The 18,295-nt window shown below is 76.8% G+C and carries 17 protein-coding genes; 6 read left to right on the forward strand and 11 right to left on the reverse strand.

Going from position 1 to position 18,295, the window contains the following annotated elements:
* Nucleotides 1-79: 79 nt before the first annotated feature.
* Nucleotides 80-1,570, forward strand: a complete 1,491-nt coding sequence (locus ACRYRX_RS21875; protein ID WP_432515277.1) for a hypothetical protein — start codon at nt 80-82, stop codon at nt 1,568-1,570.
* Nucleotides 1,571-1,587: 17 nt separating this feature from the next.
* On the opposite strand, the gene ACRYRX_RS21880 is transcribed toward ACRYRX_RS21875, so the two are convergent.
* The 4 genes from ACRYRX_RS21880 to ACRYRX_RS21895 are packed head-to-tail and all read right to left on the reverse strand — an operon-like array spanning nt 1,588 to nt 8,346.
* Nucleotides 1,588-4,956 carry an ATP-binding protein gene (locus ACRYRX_RS21880; protein ID WP_432515279.1) on the reverse strand — a complete coding sequence of 1,123 codons (3,369 nt, stop codon included), beginning with the start codon at nt 4,954-4,956 and terminating at the stop codon, nt 1,588-1,590.
* A complete protein-coding gene (locus ACRYRX_RS21885) occupies nt 4,953-5,642 on the reverse strand; it encodes a DUF4194 domain-containing protein (protein ID WP_432515280.1) in 690 nt (229 codons plus the stop codon). The genes ACRYRX_RS21880 and ACRYRX_RS21885 overlap by 4 nt, the downstream gene beginning before the upstream one ends.
* Nucleotides 5,639-7,204: a DUF3375 domain-containing protein gene (locus ACRYRX_RS21890; RefSeq protein ID WP_432515281.1), complete on the reverse strand. Its 1,566-nt coding sequence runs from the start codon at nt 7,202-7,204 to the stop codon at nt 5,639-5,641. The genes ACRYRX_RS21885 and ACRYRX_RS21890 overlap by 4 nt, the downstream gene beginning before the upstream one ends.
* Nucleotides 7,201-8,346 carry an MFS transporter gene (locus tag ACRYRX_RS21895; protein ID WP_432515282.1) on the reverse strand — a complete coding sequence of 382 codons (1,146 nt, stop codon included), beginning with the start codon at nt 8,344-8,346 and terminating at the stop codon, nt 7,201-7,203. The genes ACRYRX_RS21890 and ACRYRX_RS21895 overlap by 4 nt, the downstream gene beginning before the upstream one ends.
* Before the next feature lie 213 nt (nt 8,347-8,559).
* Here ACRYRX_RS21895 and ACRYRX_RS21900 point away from each other — a divergent pair, with 213 nt between their 5' ends.
* The 4 genes from ACRYRX_RS21900 to ACRYRX_RS21915 are packed head-to-tail and all read left to right on the forward strand — an operon-like array spanning nt 8,560 to nt 12,571.
* Nucleotides 8,560-10,779: a putative bifunctional diguanylate cyclase/phosphodiesterase gene (locus ACRYRX_RS21900; protein ID WP_432515284.1), complete on the forward strand. Its 2,220-nt coding sequence runs from the start codon at nt 8,560-8,562 to the stop codon at nt 10,777-10,779.
* Entirely contained in the window at nt 10,776-11,624 is an 849-nt protein-coding gene (locus tag ACRYRX_RS21905; protein ID WP_432515285.1) for an HDOD domain-containing protein, read from the forward strand. Before ACRYRX_RS21900 ends, ACRYRX_RS21905 begins: the two co-directional genes overlap by 4 nt.
* Nucleotides 11,625-11,636: 12 nt before the next feature.
* Nucleotides 11,637-12,029 (forward strand): ATP-binding protein, encoded by a 393-nt coding sequence (locus ACRYRX_RS21910; protein ID WP_432515286.1) that lies wholly within the window; start codon nt 11,637-11,639, stop codon nt 12,027-12,029.
* Entirely contained in the window at nt 12,026-12,571 is a 546-nt protein-coding gene (locus tag ACRYRX_RS21915; RefSeq protein WP_432515287.1) for a GNAT family N-acetyltransferase, read from the forward strand. Before ACRYRX_RS21910 ends, ACRYRX_RS21915 begins: the two co-directional genes overlap by 4 nt.
* A gap of 10 nt (nt 12,572-12,581) precedes the next feature.
* On the opposite strand, the gene ACRYRX_RS21920 is transcribed toward ACRYRX_RS21915, so the two are convergent.
* Both ACRYRX_RS21920 and ACRYRX_RS21925 read right to left on the reverse strand, forming a co-directional pair.
* Entirely contained in the window at nt 12,582-13,211 is a 630-nt protein-coding gene (locus ACRYRX_RS21920; RefSeq protein ID WP_432515288.1) for a dihydrofolate reductase family protein, read from the reverse strand.
* 36 nt (nt 13,212-13,247) lie between these two features.
* A complete protein-coding gene (locus tag ACRYRX_RS21925) occupies nt 13,248-13,865 on the reverse strand; it encodes a TetR/AcrR family transcriptional regulator (protein WP_432515296.1) in 618 nt (205 codons plus the stop codon).
* Nucleotides 13,866-13,995: 130 nt separating this feature from the next.
* On the opposite strand from ACRYRX_RS21925, the gene ACRYRX_RS21930 reads away from it, so the two are divergent.
* Nucleotides 13,996-14,547, forward strand: a complete 552-nt coding sequence (locus tag ACRYRX_RS21930) for an NAD(P)H-dependent oxidoreductase (RefSeq protein WP_432515289.1) — start codon at nt 13,996-13,998, stop codon at nt 14,545-14,547.
* A gap of 18 nt (nt 14,548-14,565) precedes the next feature.
* Here ACRYRX_RS21930 and ACRYRX_RS21935 read toward each other — a convergent pair whose 3' ends face one another.
* The 5 genes from ACRYRX_RS21935 to ACRYRX_RS21955 form a co-directional block, all read right to left on the reverse strand.
* Entirely contained in the window at nt 14,566-15,054 is a 489-nt protein-coding gene (locus ACRYRX_RS21935; protein WP_432515291.1) for a hypothetical protein, read from the reverse strand.
* A 9-nt stretch (nt 15,055-15,063) separates the two neighbouring features.
* A complete protein-coding gene (locus ACRYRX_RS21940) occupies nt 15,064-15,483 on the reverse strand; it encodes a hypothetical protein (RefSeq protein WP_432515292.1) in 420 nt (139 codons plus the stop codon).
* A 300-nt stretch (nt 15,484-15,783) separates the two neighbouring features.
* Entirely contained in the window at nt 15,784-16,515 is a 732-nt protein-coding gene (locus ACRYRX_RS21945; protein WP_432515293.1) for a gluzincin family metallopeptidase, read from the reverse strand.
* Between the two features lie 134 nt (nt 16,516-16,649).
* The gene (locus ACRYRX_RS21950) at nt 16,650-17,018 is read right to left on the reverse strand and encodes a hypothetical protein (RefSeq protein WP_432515294.1); all 369 of its coding nucleotides are present in this window, start codon (nt 17,016-17,018) and stop codon (nt 16,650-16,652) included.
* 229 nt (nt 17,019-17,247) lie between these two features.
* Nucleotides 17,248-17,688 carry a hypothetical protein gene (locus ACRYRX_RS21955; protein WP_432515295.1) on the reverse strand — a complete coding sequence of 147 codons (441 nt, stop codon included), beginning with the start codon at nt 17,686-17,688 and terminating at the stop codon, nt 17,248-17,250.
* Nucleotides 17,689-18,295 lie beyond the last annotated feature (607 nt).

Consider the following 18,295-nt stretch of genomic DNA (forward strand, 5'->3'; position numbering starts at 1 on the left):
CCCACCGGCCGCCGCCCCGGGGCCCGCCCCGCCGGACGCTGTGCGCGTCCTGTACCCGGGGTGTGGTGGGATCACCCCTGTGTCGAGCCTGACCCGGAGAACCGTCCTGCCCCTGTTCGGGGCCGTCGTGGGGGCCTTCGCGGCCTGGGTGGCGTCCCGGGGCCTGATCGACGACACCTACATCACCCTCGCCTACGCGCGGAACCTCGCCGAGCACGGCCACTGGGGGATGACCCCGGGGATCCAGTCGAACGCCGCCACCTCCCCGCTGAACGTCGCCCTGCTGGCGCTGGGCTTCCTGGTGGTCGGGCCGTTCGCCGGAGCCGACGGCGAACTCGCGCTCGGGGTCGTGACGACGGTCCTGGGGGCCGTCGCCGCCGCCTGCGCCGGCGTCGTCGTCCGGCGCGCGGGCCTGTCGGCGTGGTGGGCCGCGGCCGGGCTCGTGGTCGTGCTGGCCAACCCGTTCCTGCTGTCCGCCCTCGGCCTCGAGGTCGTCCTGGTGTTCACGGCCGTGACGGCGCTGCTGGCCGCCGGGGTCGCCGGCCGTCCGGCGCTGTACGGGGTCGCCGCGGCCGGTGCGCTGCTGGCGCGGCTGGACACGATCGTGTTCGTCGGGGTGCTCGCGCTGCTGACCCCGGTGGTGCGGCGGCTGCACGTCGCGGTCCTGGTGTGCTGCGCCGTGGCGCTGCCGTGGTTCGTGACGAGCTGGTTCTGGCTCGGGTCCGCGATCCCCGACACGTTCGTCATCAAGACGAACCAGAAGAACTTCGGCGAGGGCCGCACCTACCTGCGCGGGCTGTGGACGCACTACTGGCCGAACACGCCGCTGGCCGTCGCGGTCAGCGTCGCGGCGGCGGCCGTCGGGCTCCTCGTGCTGCTGGTCCTGGTCCTGTCCCTGGTGCGTTCCCGGGACGCGGTGCGCACCGGCCTCGTCGGGCTGGGGCTGGGCGGGGTGGGGTACTTCGCCGTCTACAGCGTCCTGGGTGTCCCGCCGTACCAGTGGTACTACGTGCCGGCGATGGCGGCGCTGTCGTTCACCGCCGTCCTGGGGCTGGGGCTGCTGCTGCGCGACCGGGCCCGCCGGGTCCTGCCGCTCGTCCTCTCGGTGGCCGCGGTGGGCGGCCTGGCCGCGACCGTGCCCGCCGCGGCGTGGCCGCTGCCCTGGGCGTACCCGCCGGTGTTCGGCAACTTCGCCACCCCGGCGCAGTACCGCCAGATCGGCGCCGAGGTCGGCGAGCTCGTCGGCGGGCAGCGGGTGACGGCCCCGGGGGAGATCGGCACCCTCGCCTACGCCTGCGACTGCGACATCGTCGACCAGTTCTCCGACCCGGCGGTGCTGCAACCGCTCATCGAGGCGCGCACCGCCGACGCCGGCCCGGTGCTGGGCCGGCTGCTGGAGTGGAACTACACCCACCGCGACCCCGGCCCGGCGCAGCCGACGCCGTGGGTCCTGCGCTGGCGCAGCGCCGCGATCGCCCCGCCCGAGGGCGTGCGCGACTGGACCACCACGGCCGGGACGTGGCGGTCCACCGACGAACTGGTGCTGTTCCGCGCCGAGGACGGGCGGTAGCGCGGACGCCGACGGGACTACCCGTCGGCGTCGACCAGCGTGAGGGCCCGCGCGTACCCGGCCGGGGTCTTGGTGACCTCGATGACCCGCTGCATGAGCGGCTCGATCGCCGGGACCTTGTCCAGCGGGGCGGCGATGACCAGCTGGAACCCCAGCCCGCGCCAGGCGTTCACCCCGCGCGCGGTGAACTCCCCGTCGGACTTCACGAACCCCTCGTCGAGGAACACCGGGGCGAACACCGGCAGCGCGTTGCGGCTGGTGCCCAGCTGGTAGCGCAGGGCGGCGCCCACGATGAACGCGATGAGCTCCTGCACCTCCCCGCCGGACTTGCCGCCGAGGTGGTCGTAGATGCTCAGCGTGCGGCCCGTGGCGGGGTCGACGCGCAGCGCCCGGACGGAGGTGTGCTTGCGGACGTCCAGCAGCAGGTCGCGCTCGGCGGTGTTGCCCGGCACGTTGCGGATCCGGTCGATGAAGGCGCGCAGCGCCAGGAACCGCTCCTCCACGGCGGTCGCGTTGGCCGCCCGGGCCGTCCCCCCGGCCAGCTCGCGCAGTTCCCGCTGGAACGCGGTGACCTCCGCGATCGTCTGCGGCTGGACCTCGATGTGCAGGCGGTCCCCGGTGGGCCCGAACGGCAGCCCGGCGAGGATCTCGTTGACCGGGGCCAGCCGGTTGACGATGTCCGCCCCGGCCTGGCGCAGCACCGACTGCAGGGTCAGCAGGTCGTCCCCGGACCAGCTGACCACCTGGCGGCGGAACTCCTCGGCCCGTTCGGCCAGCCCCTGCCGGGTCAGGTCGTCCAGGATCTCCCGGTACCCCTCGTAGGACGCGACGCCCTGGCCGAGGTTCGGCTGCGGCCAGCGGCTCTGGAACGCCCGGAAGGCGCGTTCGAGCCGGCTCACCGCGTCCGCCTCGCGGGCCAGCGCCTCGGTCCGGCCCTCGGCGGTGGCCTGCCGGATCTTCGGCAGCACGCGGCGGAAGTTCTCCACGGTGTCGTCGATGCCGTACCGGCGGTGCAGCTCGGCCAGGTGCCCGGCCTGGTCGGCGGTGACCTCCACGCCGCGCCCGTCGAGGTCGGCGAGCTGGTCGGTGACCTCGTCCTGCAGGGCCACCAGGTCCCCCCACAGCTTCTCGGCCGCGGTCAGGGTGATCTGGGCCCGGGCCTCGCCCTGGCGGGCCTCGTCGGCGGCCACGTCGAGCCGGTCGCGCTCGGCGCGCAGCGCCGCGATCTGGTCGTTCGTCGCCAGCAGGGAGTCGATCTCGCGCTGGCGGGCCTGCACGGCGGCGGCGGTGGCGCCGGTGTCGACGTCCTCCCAGCGGACCTCGGTGCGCCGCTGGTGGGCCTTCTCCCGGGCCAGCAGGTCCGCGCGGGCGGCGGTCAGCGCGTTCTGCTGCTGCTGGTGCCCGGCGAGCCGGGCGTCGACGGCGGCGACCTCCTCCTCGATCCGCACCAGCAGCGCGGCGGGGGAGAAACCCAGGATGGCGCGCAGCCCCTCCTGGCCGCCGTGGGCGCCGCGGTCGCCGTTCTGCACCTGCCCGGCGCGGGTGATGCGCCGGACCCGGTCCTCGCCGAACGCGTCCGGGCCCTCGACGGCCAGGTGCGGGAAGTCCTGCGGCAGGACGGCGCTCAGCCAGCCCCGGTACGGGGAGTCCTCGCGGATGCGCAGCTTGCCCACCAGCGTGGCGGGGTCGAGCTCGGCGACGGGCAGGTCGGTGTCGGCGAACTGGAACTGCACCCGGCGGTGCAGCCGCAGCTGGTCCACCCGGCGGCGGAACGTCGAGCGCAGCGACCGGTCGACGACGAGGCTGCGGGCGAAACCACCCAGCAGCAGTTCGGCCGCGGTGCGCCACTGCTCGTCCTCGCGGCGAACGTCGAGGAGCTCGGCGACGAACGGCAGGTCGTGCGGGTCCAGCCCGAGCTGCTGCGCGATGGCGGTCCGCGTCGCGTCCAGGTCGTGCGGGATCAGGTCGCTGCGCCGGGCGAACCAGCGCTTCTCCGCCCACAGCCGCTGCCGCTCGGCGAGGTCGGGCCCGGCCGACTCCGCCAGCGCCCGGCCCTGCTCCTCCAGGTCCTCCAGGGCGGCGGGCAGGTCCTGCAGGAACCGCGCCGAGGCGCGCTGCTGGGCCTCGAAACCCTCCCGGTCGGCGGCGACGTCGCCCAGCGCCGCGGTCTGCCCGGCGAAGCGCCGTCGCGCCGCGGCGGTGTCGGAGTGCGCCTGCTCGGCCGCCTTCAGCTGCAGGCCGAGGGTCTCCAGCGCCCCGCCGCCGTGGGTGTCCAGCAGCTTCCGGTTCTCGTCGACGCGGACCTCCGCGGCCAGCCGCTCGGCCCGCGCGCGCCGCAGGCCGGCCTCGGCCTCGTCCCGGCGGGTCTTGGCGGCCCGTTCCTGCGCCTCGACGAGACGGGCCTCGATGCGGGCCGCCCACAACGCGAAACCGCTGTTCTCCGACGAGCTCAGCGCGTCGGCGAGGTCGATCGCGCGGCGGGCCTGCGACAGGTCCTCGTGCAGCCGCGGGACCTCCCCGAGGACGGTGATCTGCTCCTCGGCGGTCTTCATCGTCGCGTACGTCGACTCCAGGTCGGCGAAGTGGGCGACGGCGCGGTCCGCGGCCTCGAACGTGCGGGGACGTTCCAGGACCATCGAGCGGTACAGCTGGTCGACCGAGGCGACCTCCCGGCCGGCCTGGATGCGGCCCAGCAGCTTCATCGCGGCCGAGCCGTCGCCGTCGGCGCCGATCCCCAGGACGGGGTGCACGGTGGCGGCGAACCGGGAGTAGGAGTCGAAGAAGTCCAGGCCCTCGAACTCGCGGCGCATCGCCTTGTGGTCGAAGCGCCGTTCGGCGAAGGGTTCGACGAGGGCGAGGTCGAAGTCGCCGCGGAACACCGCCAGGTGGTCCTTGACGTCGCGGGGGTCCTTGGCCGAGGCGGGGGCGAAGTACAGCCGCATCGTCGTCAGGGTCCGGCCGCCGGTGTGCCGGAACGTGAACGCCAGCCCGGACCAGGCGTTGGCGGGGTTCCCGCCCGCGTCGCGCCCGCGCAGCGTCGCGTCCCGGTTCTTGCCGGTCTGCTCGTCGAGGACCTCGTCGAGCTTGCCCCGCACGTACGACAGCGGGTTGCGCTGGGTCGCCGACCTCGCCCGGCCGGTGACGGCGTCGTTGCTGGCGCCGTTGAAGGCCGTCGCGGTGTTCATCATGACGGCGATGTACGCGTCCAGCGTCGTCGACTTCCCCGTCCCCGAGGCGCCGGTGACGAGGTTCGCGCGCTCGTCGAACTCGATGCGGTGGTAGCCGTCGAAACCGCCCCAGTTCACCAGCTGGGCGTGCGCGACGTGCCACTGCTGGCGGCCGGCGCCGGCCAGGGCGAGTCCGGGGATGGTGGGGCCGTCGGTCACGTCGTCTCCTGCTCGGCGGGGTCGGCGGTCCCGGTGGGGGCGGTGCCGGAGTTGTGGGCGGTGAGCTGGGCCACGAGCCGCTGCACGACGTCGACCGGCAGCAGGACCTCGAGGATGGGGGAGACCCGGTAGCGGTTCTCCGTCCCGGTGCGCAGCAGCACCTCCTGGCGCAGCAGGCTGTCCACCCCCAGGGCGGCCTGCTGCAGGTCGCGGGCCCGGTTGGTGCTCGACAGCGGGCGGAAGTGGCCCACCTCGTCGATGAGCTCGGCGCGGTCGACGAACACCTCGGTGTCCCCGGCGGCCGACCGGGACCGGGCCAGGCGGCGCAGGCACACCAGCAGGACGGTCTCCTCCCGGCTCCACGGCTGGTCGAACAGCAGCGTCGGGAAGCGGTCGGCCGCCGCCGGGGCCTGCTGCTTGTAGGCGACCTCGTGGTCGGTGTTGACGACCAGGTCCAGGTACAGGTCGTTCAGCCGGGAGCGCAGGGACCGCTGGTGCTCCAGCAGGACCCGCCACGCGGCGGGGTGCTGGGCGGCCGAGACGTAGCGGCGCCGCAGCAGCTGCACCAGGACGGTGCGGACGGGTTCGGCCAGGGTGCCGCTGTCGCCGGGGAACAGGCCGTCCTCGGGCAGCGGGCCGGTGCCGGGGTGGGCGCCGGGGTCGATCACGGGGGTGGGGTCGCTCATGCGGGGGTCCGGGACTCCTCGTCGGTGCCTTCGTGCTCCCCGTCACCCAGGGGCAGGTCGGGGCCGAGGAACCGGTGGACGGTCCCGTCGGGGCGGGTGGTGGTGTAGACGGCCTCGCGCGTGGTGGTGCGCGGGTCCGAGCCGGACACCGACACGGCCAGGTGCAGCAGGCCCATGAGGTCCGCCGGCCGGCGCAGGTCGTCGGGCAGGTCGTCGAACACCCCGGCCGTCCCCGTGCCGGACCCGGCGCCGGTCAGCGCCGAGCGCAGCCGCTCGAAGTCCGGGCCGCCGAAGCGGCGCAGCTCCTCCAGCGACGACCCCTCGCCGGGGTCGCCGTCGTGCGCGCGCAGCGGCGGGGGGCTGGCGTCGTCGGCGGGGTCGTGCAGGCGGGTGCGCATCGTGGTGACCGCGATCCGCGCCGAGGGGATGGGGGAGGCCACGTCGATCGTGGCCCGCGGCCCGGTCGTGGCCATCCAGCCGGTCAGCTGCTCGGCCGCCGCGCGCAGCGCCTCGTCGAGCTCCCTGTCCCGCAACGGGTCGTGGCGCAGGATGTGCGAGCGCAGCGAGGCCGACAGCCGCCGACGCTGCTCCAGGACCAGTTCGATGCCCTCGCCGATCGTCTCCAGCGTCGTGCGCAGCGCGTGCCGCCGCTCGGGGGCGAGGCCGGCGGCGAAGGCGTGGTCGAGGATGGTGGTGAGGTCGGCCTGCAGCGCCTGCAGGGTGTCCTCGTCGCGGGCCAGCTCGACGGCGCCGGCGAACGCCCGCCCCGAGACGGACTCGGTGAGCATCCCCTCGGCCCGGCGCAGGTAGTCGTCCAGGACCTCCCCGGAGGGGCGCTGCTCGGCGCGGAAGTCGCCGACGATCTCGCGGTGGATGCGGCGGACCTCCTCGGAGACGCGCAGGAAGTCCCCCGGCAGGGCCGAGAGCAGGTCCTCCAGGTTCAGGTACTGCCCCAGCACCCGCTCGTCCGAGGCGGGTTCGCCGTCGCCGGCCAGCAGCCGGTCGCGCTCGGCGCTCAGCTGCGCGATCTGCTCCTCCAGGCGCTGCACGCGCCGCTCCCGGTCCGGGGTGGCCTCCAGGGCGCAGCGCCGGGCCGCGTCCAGGATCGTCCGCATCCGCGACTCGCCCAGCAGGACCCGGTCCCCGCCGATCCGCGCGACGTGGTCCAGGGCGTCCTGGGCGTGCGAGGACAGCGCGTACTCCTCGTCGTCCTCCCGGTCGTCCTCCCGGTCGTCCGCACTGTCCTCCCCGCGCTCCCGCGCCGCCGCGTCCGCGCCGGGACCACCGGCCGGCGTCAGGGACAGCCACTGCTCGCGGACCCAGCCGCGGACCAGCTCGCGGGCCGGGGTGTCGGGGACCTCCTGACCGTGCAGCGCCAGCTCGTCCAGCAGCCCCTGGACCTGGGAGTGGAACCGGTCGGCGGGGATCCGCGAGCGCTGCCCCCCGAACGCGCAGGTCAGCACCGCCACCACGAGGGGGCCGGTCGGGCGCCGCAGGAGGCTGAGCGTCGGCCGGGTGAACGCCCGCTGGGCGCGCGCCAGGTCGTCGCGGATGCTGCTCACAGGTCCTCCGGGGTGCCGTCGTGCTCGGAGAACGGTAGACGAGTCCGCGGCCCGTCCCGACCACCCGCGCAGCGCGCCAGCACCACCGGCACGGCCACGAGCACCGCGGCCGCCAGCGCGAACGCCGGCCACGGCCCGGCCCGGTCGACGCCCTGACCGGCCAGCGCCGCGCCGAGCGCCCCGCCGCCGGCCGAGGCCGAGGCCAGCCACGCGAACGTGCCGGTCAGCCGGTCCGGGCCGGCCGCCTCCCGCGCCCGCACCGAGACGGCCACGACCACGGGCGGGACCGCCGCCCCCACCGCGAGCAGGACCAGCGCGAGCACCGGCACCGGCCAGGGCACGACGAGCAGCGCCGCGCAGCCGGCCAGCGCCCACGCCGCCGCCCGCCCCGGCACCGGGCGCCGCGTCGAGGCCAGCGCGGCCAGCAGCCCCCCGGTGCTGGAGACCGCGAACAGGGTCGTCGCCGTCCCGGGGTGGCCCGCCGCGACGGCCAGCGGGAGGGCGCCGAAGTGCACCCCCAGCAGGGCGCTGACGGCCAGCGCGGCCCCCGTGCCGCGCGCCCGCCCGCCCGTCCGGGCCCGGCGCACCGGCGGCGGGGCCGAGCCGCGCAGCGCGGCCAGCACCCCGGCGCCGGAGACGACGAGCGCCGCCGCCGGCAGCAGCGCCGCACCGCTGCGGCCGGTCGCGGCCAGCGCCGAGGCCAGCACCGGGCCCAGCACGAACGCCGCCGAGTTCGCCAGCGCCTCCCACCCGAAGGCCCGCGACAGCGCCGGCCCGTCCAGGCGGTGCGACCAGCGCGCCGCCGAGAACGCGCCCAGCTGGGGCAGGCTCGCGCCCAGGGCGGACCCCGCCGCCAGCGCCAGCGCCCCGGTCGTGCCCGGGCCGGTGGCGCCCAGCACCACCGCCGCGGCGAGCGCGTGCGCCGCGGCGAGCAGCGGCAGGACGCAGGTCTGCCCCCACCGGTCGGCGAGCCGGGCCGTCTGCGGCCCGGCCACCGCCTCGGCCAGGGCCAGGCCGGCGGTCGCCAGCCCCGCCGCACCCCACGAACCCGTCCGGTCGTGCACCAGCCACAGCAGCGCCAGGGGAGTCGCGGCGAGCCCGACCCGCCCCCACGCGGCCGCGGCGAAGAACGCCGTCGGCACGGCGCGTCCTTCCTCCAGGGGCGGACCGGCCTCGACGGGCCGGACGTTTGACCCCACGCTAACCCTCACCCGCACGGGTGGTGACGCAGCGCAGGCTGCGCCGTCCGGGGGACACCGGACCCCCGGGGGAGATCAGTTCGTCGCCGAACGTGCCGATGGAGGTCTCGACGTGGCCCCGCCGGGGGGCCGCCGACCACTCGTGGACGGGGACCAGTGCTGAACGAGGCGTGGGGCAGCCACCACCGCGGCAGCGGCGGACCGCCGTCCGCGGTCGACGCCGCCCTGCTGCACTACGTGGCCGCCGCCGACCAGCCCGCCCTCGTCGTCTCCCGCCCCCGCACCGGCGCGCTGGAGGTCCCCCGCGTCCGCTGGGCCAGCAGCGCCGCCGCCGACCTGTTCGGCGTGGACGCCGAGAACCTCGTCGACCTCGCGATCACCCGCCTCCTGCGGGTCGGGTCGGCCGGGCCGGCCCTGGAGCGGCTCCCCCGCGAGCGGCGCACCCGGTTCGCCGTCGAGGCCGTCACCTCCGGCGGGGCCACCCGCCGCACCGAGGTCGTCGCCTGGCCCGTGCCCGACCGCGACGGCGCGCGCGGCGGGGAGCACTCCTGGGTGCTGACCGTCGTCCTGCCCGAGGACGAGCGGTCCCAGGCGGCGCTGCGCGCGGCCGAGGAGCGGTTCGCGACGCTGGCCCAGAGCTCCCCGGTGCCCACGATCGTCTCCGACGTCGGCGCCCGGCTCTCGCGCGTCAACGACGCCTTCGCCGAGCTCGTCGGGCTCCCGGCCGAGGACCTGTGCGGCACCGGCTGGCTGACGCACGTCGTCGACGACGAGCGTCCCGGGGTCGTCGAGGCCGTCGCCGCCGTCCTGGCCGGTGAGCGCGTCGTCGTCGACACCCGGCTGCGCAACGCCGCCGGGCAGGTCCGCTGGGTCACGATCCGGCTGGCGCCCAGCCGGACCCCCGGCTACGGCGCGGGGTTCATCGGGACCGTCGAGGACGTCACCGACCGGCTCGCGCGCGAGCACCGCCTCGCCTACCAGGCCCAGCACGACCTGCTGACGGGGCTGCCGAACCGGCTGGCCCTGCTCGAACGCCTTGCCGACCTCGTCGGGGACGGCCTCACCAGCGGCCCGTCCGGCCCGGCCGACCCCGCCGAGGGCGTGGGCGTCCTCATGGTCGACCTCGACGACTTCAAGACCGTCAACGACGGCCTGGGGCCCGAGGCCGGCGACGCCGTCCTCGTCGAGATCGCCCGCCGGCTGGCCCGCACCGTCCGCGGCGGCGACATGGTCGCCCGCCCCGGCGGGGACGAGTTCGTCCTCGTGTGCGGCGACCTGACCGACCTGGACGCCGTGGAGGCCACCGCCCGGCGCGTCCTGGACGCCGTCCTGGCGCCCGTGGAGGTCAACGGCCTGCGGTTGCGGCTGGTGGCCAGCATCGGCGTCGTGCTGCTGTCGGGCCTGCGGTGCAGCGCCGAGGAGGTCGTGCGCGACGCCGGGATCGCCGTCCACGAGGCCAAGGCCGCCGGCGGCGGGCGCTGGACGCTGCTCGACGAGGACGTCCGCACCCGGGCCCGGCGCGCCCTGCGCCTGGTCGCCGACCTGCGCGAGGCCCTGGCCCGCGGCGGCGTCGAGGTGCACTACCAGCCGATCGTGCGGCCGGGCCGTCCCGCGCGGCTGCGCAGCCTGGAGGCGCTGTGCCGCTGGACCCACCCCGAGCTGGGGCCGGTCCGCCCCGACGTGTTCATCGAGCTGGCCGAACGGGCCAACCTCGTGCCCGCCCTGGACGCGCACGTGCTCGCCGTCGCCTGCCGCGACCTGGCGTCCTGGCGGGCCGCGCACGCCGCCGGGCGGCTGGCGACCAGCCCCGAGCACGTGGCCGTGAACGTCTCCGCGGTGAGCCTGGCCGCCGAGGGGTTCGCCGCCGGGGTGCGCCGCACCGTGGCCGCGGCGGGCCTGGAGCTGCGCGACGTGTGCCTGGAGGTCACCGAGACCGCGCTGGCCAGCGACCTGCGCGCCTGCCGGCAGGTGCTGGAGGAGCTGCGCGCCGACGGCGCCCGCGTCGCCATCGACGACTTCGGCACCGGCTACTCCTCCCTGGCCTACCTCAAGGACCTGCCCGTCGACCACCTCAAGGTCGACCGCTCCTTCGTGCGCGACCTGCACTCGGCCGGTCCCGGCGTCGCCGGCGGCCCGGCCCGCGCCGTCGCCGCGGCCGTGGTGTCGCTGGCCCGCACCCTGGGCCTGGGGGTCGTGGCCGAGGGCGTGGAGACCTTCGAGCAGGACGAGGTCGTCACCGACCTCGGCTGCGAGGCCGTCCAGGGGTACCTGTACTCGCGGCCGCTGACCCCGGAGGCCCTCGTCGAGCTGCTGCGCACCGGGGGCGAGCTCGCCCCGCGGCCGGCGCTGCCCACCCCGCGGGAGGTCCCGGCGTGAACGGCCCGGTGAGCGAGAGCGTGACGACCACGACCGCGCCGGGCGCCGTCGAGGTCCTCGGCCGGATCTCCGCGGCGCTGGACGACCTGCCCGCCCACCGGCCGGTCGCGGCGAAGGTGATCGCCGAGGCCGACGACCACCGCTCGGACGCCACCTCGCTGGGCCGGACCCTCAGCTACGACCCCGCGCTCGTGGCGAAGGTGCTGCGGCTGGCCAACTCCGCCTACTTCGGCCTCTCCGGCCGGGTCTCGGCGCCCGGGTTCGCGGTGACCGTCGTGGGGTTCTCCACCGTGCGCAGCCTGGCGGTCTCGGCGATGGCCGGGCTCGACGACGTCCCCGAGGCGCTGGAGGGGTTCTGGGACCGCAGCGTCCTGACCGCCGTCGCCGCCGCCGAGTTCGCACCCCGCCTGCGCTGCAAGGCTCCCGACGCGTTCTCGGTCGGGCTGCTGGCCCGGCTGGGGCAGGCGCTGCTGGTGCGCGCCGACCCCGTCGAGTACCCGCTGCTGGTCGCCGGGGCCGCCGACCGCGAGGACCTGCTGGCCGCGGAGAACCGCCGCTACGGCGCCCCGCACACGCGGGTCTCGGCCGAGGCGCTGGCCGCGTGGGCCTTCCCCGACGACCTGGCGCAGGCGCTGGCGCAGGTCGACCGCCCCGGCTGGGCGACCCCGCTGGCCACGTGCGTGCGCCTGGGCGTGGAGCTGTCCGAGCGGATCCTGGACCCGGCGCGGCGGCCGGCGCCGGCCGACCAGCTGTCGGCCGGGCACGTGCGCGACGCCGAGGTGGACGCGCTGCGGACGGTGGTGACGCGCACCGCGGCCGAACTGGTGCAGCTGCTCACCTCCTGAGCATGGTGTTGGATGTCACTCGTGTGCGAGGCGACCCCGGCGGCGGAGATCACCCTGCCCGACGAGGAGCACTCGGCCCGTCGAGCCCGGGCGTTCCTCACGGAGGCCTACTGCGCGGCGCACCACGCCCGCGTGCTGGACGAGGCGCAGCTGCTGATCTCGGAGCTGGTGACGAACGCCGTCCGCCACGGCGGCCCGCCGGTCCGGGTCCGGGTCTCCTGCGACGGTGAGGGCCCGGCGCTGCACGTGGCCGTCTCCGACGGCAACCCGCACCCGCCGGTGCGGCGCGACGTGGCTCCCGAGGCCGAGGGCGGGCGCGGGGTGGCGCTGGTGGACATCATCTCCGACCGGTGGGGCGTCGAGCACGGCGACAACGGCAAGACCGTCTGGTTCGTGATCTCGTGACGGAGCCGGCCGCCGGCACGACGCTGCGACTGGCCCGCGCCGACGACGCCCCGGCCGTCGCGGCGCTGCTGCGGGAGAACTGGCCGTTCCTGGCCCCGTACGAACCCGAGCGCGACGAGGACTACTTCACCGCCGAGGGCCAGGAGGCGCTGCTGCGCGACGCCCTGGCCGAGCACGCCGCCGGGCGCGCCGTCCCGTACGTCATCGAGCACGACGGCGAGCTCGTCGGGCGGCTGACGGTGTCGGGCATCGTGCGGGGGGCCGCGCAGTCCGCCGACGTCGGGTACTTCGTCGCCGAGGCCGTCAACGGGCGCGGGGTCGCCACGAACGCGGTCGCCGCGCTGCTGGGGGTCGCCTTCTCCGACGGCCCCGGCGGGCTGGGTCTGCACCGCCTCCAGGCCGGCACCCTGCTGTCGAACTCCGCTTCGCAGGCGGTGCTGCAGCGCAACGGGTTCGAGCGCATCGGGGTGGCCCGCCGGTACCTGCGGATCGCCGGCCGCTGGCAGGACCACGTGCTGTACCAGCGGGTCGCCGCGACCTGAGCCACCCGGCTCAACGGCCGGGGGCGCGCATGTCGCCGGTCGCCGGGACGGCCCCGGTCACGTCGTAGCGCAGCAGGACGGTCCCGCGCTCGTCGGCCACGGGCGGTTCGCGCAGGACCAGGGCCGCGGGCACCGCGCCGCCGGCGAACACCTTCTTGCCCGCTCCCAGCACGATCGGGTGCAGCCACAGGTTCAGCCGGTCCACCAGGCGGTGCCGCAGCAGGGTCTGCACGAGGTCGAGGCTGCCGACGACCTGCACCCGCTCGTGCCGGGCGCGGACCTCGCGCACCGCCGCGGGCAGGTCCGGGCCCAGCTGCCGCGCCCCGGCCCAGCTCAGGTCCGGGGCGCCGCGGGAGGCGACGTACTTGGGGACGCGGTTGAACAGGGTCGCGATGCCCGGGGCGTCGTCGAGCTCGCGCTGGTGCGGCCAGTACGCGGCGAAGACGTCGTAGGTCCGCCGCCCCAGCAGCAGGGCGTCGGTGCCCTCGTAGGCGGCCACGACCTGGGCCCCCGTGGTCCGGGTGATCAGCGGCGCCTGCCAGCCGCCGAACGCGAACCCCTCGGGGTCCTCGCCCGGGTGGCCCGGGCTCTGCGCGACCAGGTCGAGCGTGGCGAACAGTTCGAGGTGGATCTGGCCCACGGTGGGCTCCCGTCGTCGGTTCCTGTCCCGTCGGGTTCAGGGACCGCCCGCGGCGGCCGAACTCATCACCACGGCCCGCACGAGCGCGGTCCACCCCTCTTCCAGCCGCTGCGGGGACAGGTGCGGGACGCCCTCGAGGTGACCCTCGACGTAGTACCCCAGCGGCGCCTCCAGCGCGGCGTGCAGCTGGAACGCCAGGACCTCGGCGTCGCCGCGGACCCCGGCCGCGCCGAGCAGGACCCGCAGGTGCAGCCGGCTGAAACCCGCCGGGGCGCTCGCGATCGCCGGGCGGGCGTTGACCTCGCGGATCAGGTGCCCGCGCTCGGCGGTGAACCGGAGCCGTTCGCGGCCGAAGGCGACGAGCCGGTCGAGGGGGTCGGCGCCGGGGCCCAGCGGGGCGGGGCCGCTGAGGCAGGCGGCCTGGAACTCGCGCTCGTACTCGTCGAGCAGCGCCCCGAACAGGCCGGCGCGGGAGCCGAAGCGGCGGAAGACGGTGCCCTTGCCCAGCCCGGCCGCGGCGGCCAGGGCGTCCATGCTGAGGCCGGTGACGCCGACCTCGTCGACGAGGCGGCGGGCGGTGCTCAGGAGCAGCTCCCGGTTGCGCGAGGCGTCCGCGCGGCCGGGGGCCCCCGGACCCGCGAGCTGGGTCAGCATCCGTGCCACGACAGGCAGCGTAGGCCCTGCCGGGGGATCAGGTGCTTGAAGGTCGCAGCAGAAACGGACTACAGTCCGCATCGAGGGCGAGCGCGTCGCCGCCCCGACGACCTCCCGAGGAGTCCCCCCGATGACCGACGTCATGGTCCTGGTCGGCAGCCTGCGCGCCGCCTCCACCAACCGCCAGATCGCCGAGACCGCCGTGGCGCACGCGCCCGAGGGCGTCGAGCTGAGCATCTACGAGGGCCTGGCCGACCTGCCGTTCTACAACGAGGACCTCGACGTCGAGGGCTCGGTCCCGCAGGCCGCCACCGACCTGCGCGCCGCCGTCGCCGCCGCCGACGCCATCCTCGTCGTCACCCCCGAGCACAACGGCACCATCCCGGCCGTGCTGAAGAACGCCATCGACTGGGCCTCGCGCCCCTACGGCGCCAGCCCGCTGACCGGCAAGCCGCTGGTCGTCGTCGGCTCCGCCTTCGGCCAGTACGGCGGCGTGTGGGCGCAGGACGACGCCCGCAAGGCCCTCGGCATCGCCGGGGCCAACGTCCTGTCCGAGGTCACCTTCGCCATCCCCGGCTCGGTCGTGCGCTTCGCCGACGTCCACCCCAAGGACGACGCCGAGGTCGTGGAGAAGGTCCAGGTCGTCCTCGGCGGTCTGGTGGCCGCCGCCCGCGCCGCCTGAACCCGCCTCGACCGCCCGTCACCCCGCCGGGGTGGCGGGCGGCTCCGGCCGGACCGGCACCATCGCCGAGACGCTCTTGTCCCAGATGCGCGGGTTCCGGTCGGCGCAACGCGTCGCGAGGTCGCGACGCACCTGCGGGAAGCTGCGGCCCGGCTCGGCCAGCCGGTGCTCCCCGAGCTCCTCGAACCGGTCCCCCTCCAGGCAGTAGGCGACCTGGTCCAGGGAGTTCAGCTGCCGGATCGTGATGAGCTGCTCGACCAGGACGTCCCCGGGGTGCTCGGCCCCCGGGTGCAGCGCGGCCGCCGCGGCCAGGAACTCCTCGCCGTACCCGCCGTCGGTGAAGGTCCACCCGCACGGCCCGCCGAGGCCGTCGTCGCTGACCAGCCCGAAACTCTGCCCGTACCGCAGCAGGTTCGCCGACCAGGACACCGCCCCGGAGGGCAGGTCGGATTCCCGGTAACCACTGATGCTGTACCGCTGCAACGGGTGACTGATCGGCAGGACCACCCGTCGAGCCTACGCGCCGCCCCCGGTGGGGGGCTCGGAGAGGGCGAACGCGACGAGTTCGAGCCGGTTGCGGGCCGACTCCAGCACGACCCGCTCGGCGACCGTCGCCGGGCCCAGGGTCTCCAGGACCGGCAGCAGACCGGCGCACAGCGCCCGGTCCTCCGCGACGAACGCCGCGTGCAGGACCGCGAGGTCCATCACGAACGCGGCGTGCCGGCGGGCCTCGATCGCGTGCAGGTCCTCCACCGTGAGGCTGTGGCCCAGGACCCGGCGCACGCAGGCCGGACCGTAGTACCGCGACGTGCCCTGCCCGTCCCGCACGATGGCGGCGCCGTCGGGCACCGGGTGCGCGCAGCCGGGCGCCTGGCACCAGCCACCCTCGCGGGAGAACCCCACCACGCGGGGTGCGGAGACGGCGGACGTGAACATGCAGGGAGGATCGGACCCGGCGGCGGCGGCCTGGATGCGCCACCAGGGGGACAGCTCCGGGGCCGGGTCGCGGACGGTCGGCCCCAGGGCGGGACCACCGGCCGCAGCGCGTCCGGCCCGGCCGCCCGGCCGTGTGCAGCCACGTCGCGGAGAACCCCGAGAGGTCCCGTCCGCTGACACGGGTGCTGAGCTCCTCGAACCGCCGGGTCGTCACCGGACCGCCGGCGTGCCGCCCGGTCCACTCCCGCGCCGGCCGCCGGAACGCCTCGTCGCCGATCGTGCGGCGCTGCGCGTGCGGGGTCAGGGCTCCCGGTCGTAGGCGGCCCGGTCGAACCACCGGTGGGCCAGTTCGTGCACGGGGACCGAGTCGGTGACGGTCGTCGCGCACAGCGGCCGGGTCCGGGTCTCCAGCGCGTAGCCCCGCTGGTCGTCGCCCACGACCGCCCCGACGGTCGAGAACGGGTAGGGACCCCACCGGTCGATCGGGAACCGCAGGGCGCGGGGTTGCAGCGACAGCGCGGACTCCGCCTCCTCGCGGTCCTCGACGCTCAGGTCGCGGTCGACGGCGTCGAGCACCGGCAGGCCCCCGGTGACCTGCCCGGTCGGCTCGCCGTTCGCGACGGCGGTGGTGCCCTCCGGGACCCGCACGGGGACGTCGTGGGCGGCCTCGTCGCCCGGCACGTCGTGGACGGGGAACCACGTCGGGGCCCCGTCCGGCGGGGACAGCACCTGAGCCCCGTCGGGGCGGCGATGAAGCCGTACGCGGTGCCGTTCGCGTCGCGCGGGGCCGATCGTCAGCTCGCCGTCACGGTGCGCCCACCGGGCGGGTGCCCCGGCGACGCTGACCTCCCCGACGGCGAGCCCCCGCAGCTGCAGGACGACGCGGTCCAGGCCCGCCGGGTTCGCCGGGCGCAGGGTCGCGACGCCGGACAGCCGGCGGGAGGGGACGTCGTGGTCGAGGTCGAGGTCGTAGTGCTCGACGTCGAGGCCGCCGCCGGGCGGCGAGGGGTCCGGGGCCCGGGAGCGGTGCACGCCGTGAGGACGAGCGCGGCGACCGCGGCCAGGACGGCGGGACGGGGCGGAGCGGGACGCCCGGGACCTCCTGGTGGACGTGCCTCCAGGGCCCGGTCGCGCCCCGGCCCCGCGACGGCTCCGGTGCGCCCGCCTCAGGAGGGCTGGGTCTCCCGGGTGTGGATGAGGGCGGCGGCCTTGAAGAGGGTGGCCAGGTCGGTGTCGAGGTCGCAGGTGTCGCAGAGGTGGTGGATGTCGGTGAGGAGCTCGGTGAGGGCGGTCTCCAGGGTGTCGGCGTGGCTGCTGCTCAGGCGCGCGTGGTGCTGGAGGGCGGCCGCGGCGTAGCCGGCGCGGTGGGCGTTGGTGTGGCGGGCGCGGGCCGGGCTGAGCGTCTCGGCGTCCGCGGGCCCGGGCTGGACGAGGTGGAGGAGACCGGCCAGGCCCTCCAGGCCCGCGAGGTCCCCGCGGCCGGGGGTCGTGCCGTCCGGGTGGGCGTCGTCGGGTCGGCGGATGGGCTGGGTCACCGGGGATCCTTCCGTGGGCGGGTCGTCCGTGGGTGGTTCGTCCGTGCGGGCAGCGGCCGCGGGCTCGGCGGAGGCGGGGACGGACGGGTCGCAGCGGGGTGCGGGGGCGGCGTGGCGGCCGCGGGGCGAGGGGGCCGGGGCGACGCCGAGGGGGTCCGGGGAGGGCGGGCCGGGTGGGGCCGGGGCTCGTCCGTCGGTCCTGTCCGGTGGCCGGCTGGGGCGCTCGCGGTCAGGGGGCACGGTGGCTCGTGGTGCACGGCGCCGGCTGGGGTCCTGGGTGGTGCTGGGGTCGGTCTGCGGGTGGAACGGGTGGGGCGGGTGGCCTGCGGGGTGGGGCGGTGACCGCAGCGGGCCCGGCGCGGGTCTGCCGGGGTGCGGCCCCGGGAGGAGCGGCCGGGGGGATCGCGGGCGCCGGTGGGGTGGGGCCCGGGTCGCCGAGGTCCGGCGCGTCGACGGGGTCGAGCACGCGGCCCGCGGGGCGCGGGGCGGCGGCGTACCCGGCGAGGGCGCCGAAGAGGAGCGCGAGGGGGACGGCGGCCAGCAGGAGGCCCACGCGGGGGACGAGGGTGCCGTGCAGGAGCGCGTCGACCGCCCAGGGGCCCAGGCTCAGGGTGGCGTAGGAGGCCACGGCGGTGCCGACGGCGCGGCGCGTGGTGACGTGTGCGCTCACGGCGTCGCTCCCTCCCCGCCTCGGTCCCGGTCCTCGTCCATCGCCTCGCCTGCTGCTTCGTCGCCCGAGCCTGCACGTGGCGCCGCCGGTAGCAGGGTCGCAGGACATCTTGCCCTGCGGAAGGCGCTGGTGCTCGGCCTTGGCCGTTCTGCTCCTCCGACCGCGGGTGCCGGTGGGGGGCGGGACCGCCGGTGGGGCGGTGACCGCGGTGACCGCGGTGACGGCGGTGGGGCGGGGGCGGGGTGGCCGGGCGTGTCCGGGCGCGGCGGCGCCGGTCGTCCCCCTCGGCGCTCCGGTGAGGAGTCGCGGTGCCGGCTCCGGGGGACGGTCGCCCCGGGCGACGGCTGCGGGTGGCCGGGTCGCCCCCTGGTGCCCGGAGGGCGATGCCCGCCCGGGCCGGCGCGGTGCGGTCCACCGCCGTCACGCCCCGCGCGGTGGGAGGGGGGCCCGTCCGTCCGCGCGTCGTCCGGGGCGGGCGGGGCGGTGCGACCGCCGGACCCCGGCCGTCCACGGCGGGCCCACCGCGGTGGGGGGGGGGGGGGGGGGGGGGGGGGGGGGGGGGGGGGGGGGGGCGGGGGGGGGGGGGGGGGGGCGGGGGGGGGGTGGG

Source organism: Kineococcus lubricus, assembly GCF_050871965.1.
Lineage (GTDB): Bacteria > Actinomycetota > Actinomycetes > Actinomycetales > Kineococcaceae > Kineococcus.

Bases quoted from the DNA above. Each gene is read 5' to 3' on its own strand.
- ACRYRX_RS21885 (WP_432515280.1), bottom strand. From the start codon at position 5,642: ATGAGCGACCCCACCCCCGTGATCGACCCCGGCGCCCACCCCGGCACC.
- ACRYRX_RS21910 (WP_432515286.1), top strand. From the start codon at position 11,637: ATGTCACTCGTGTGCGAGGCGACCCCGGCGGCGGAGATCACCCTGCCC.
- ACRYRX_RS21925 (WP_432515296.1), bottom strand. From the start codon at position 13,865: ATGCTGACCCAGCTCGCGGGTCCGGGGGCCCCCGGCCGCGCGGACGCC.
- ACRYRX_RS21930 (WP_432515289.1), top strand. From the start codon at position 13,996: ATGACCGACGTCATGGTCCTGGTCGGCAGCCTGCGCGCCGCCTCCACC.
- ACRYRX_RS21940 (WP_432515292.1), bottom strand. From the start codon at position 15,483: ATGTTCACGTCCGCCGTCTCCGCACCCCGCGTGGTGGGGTTCTCCCGC.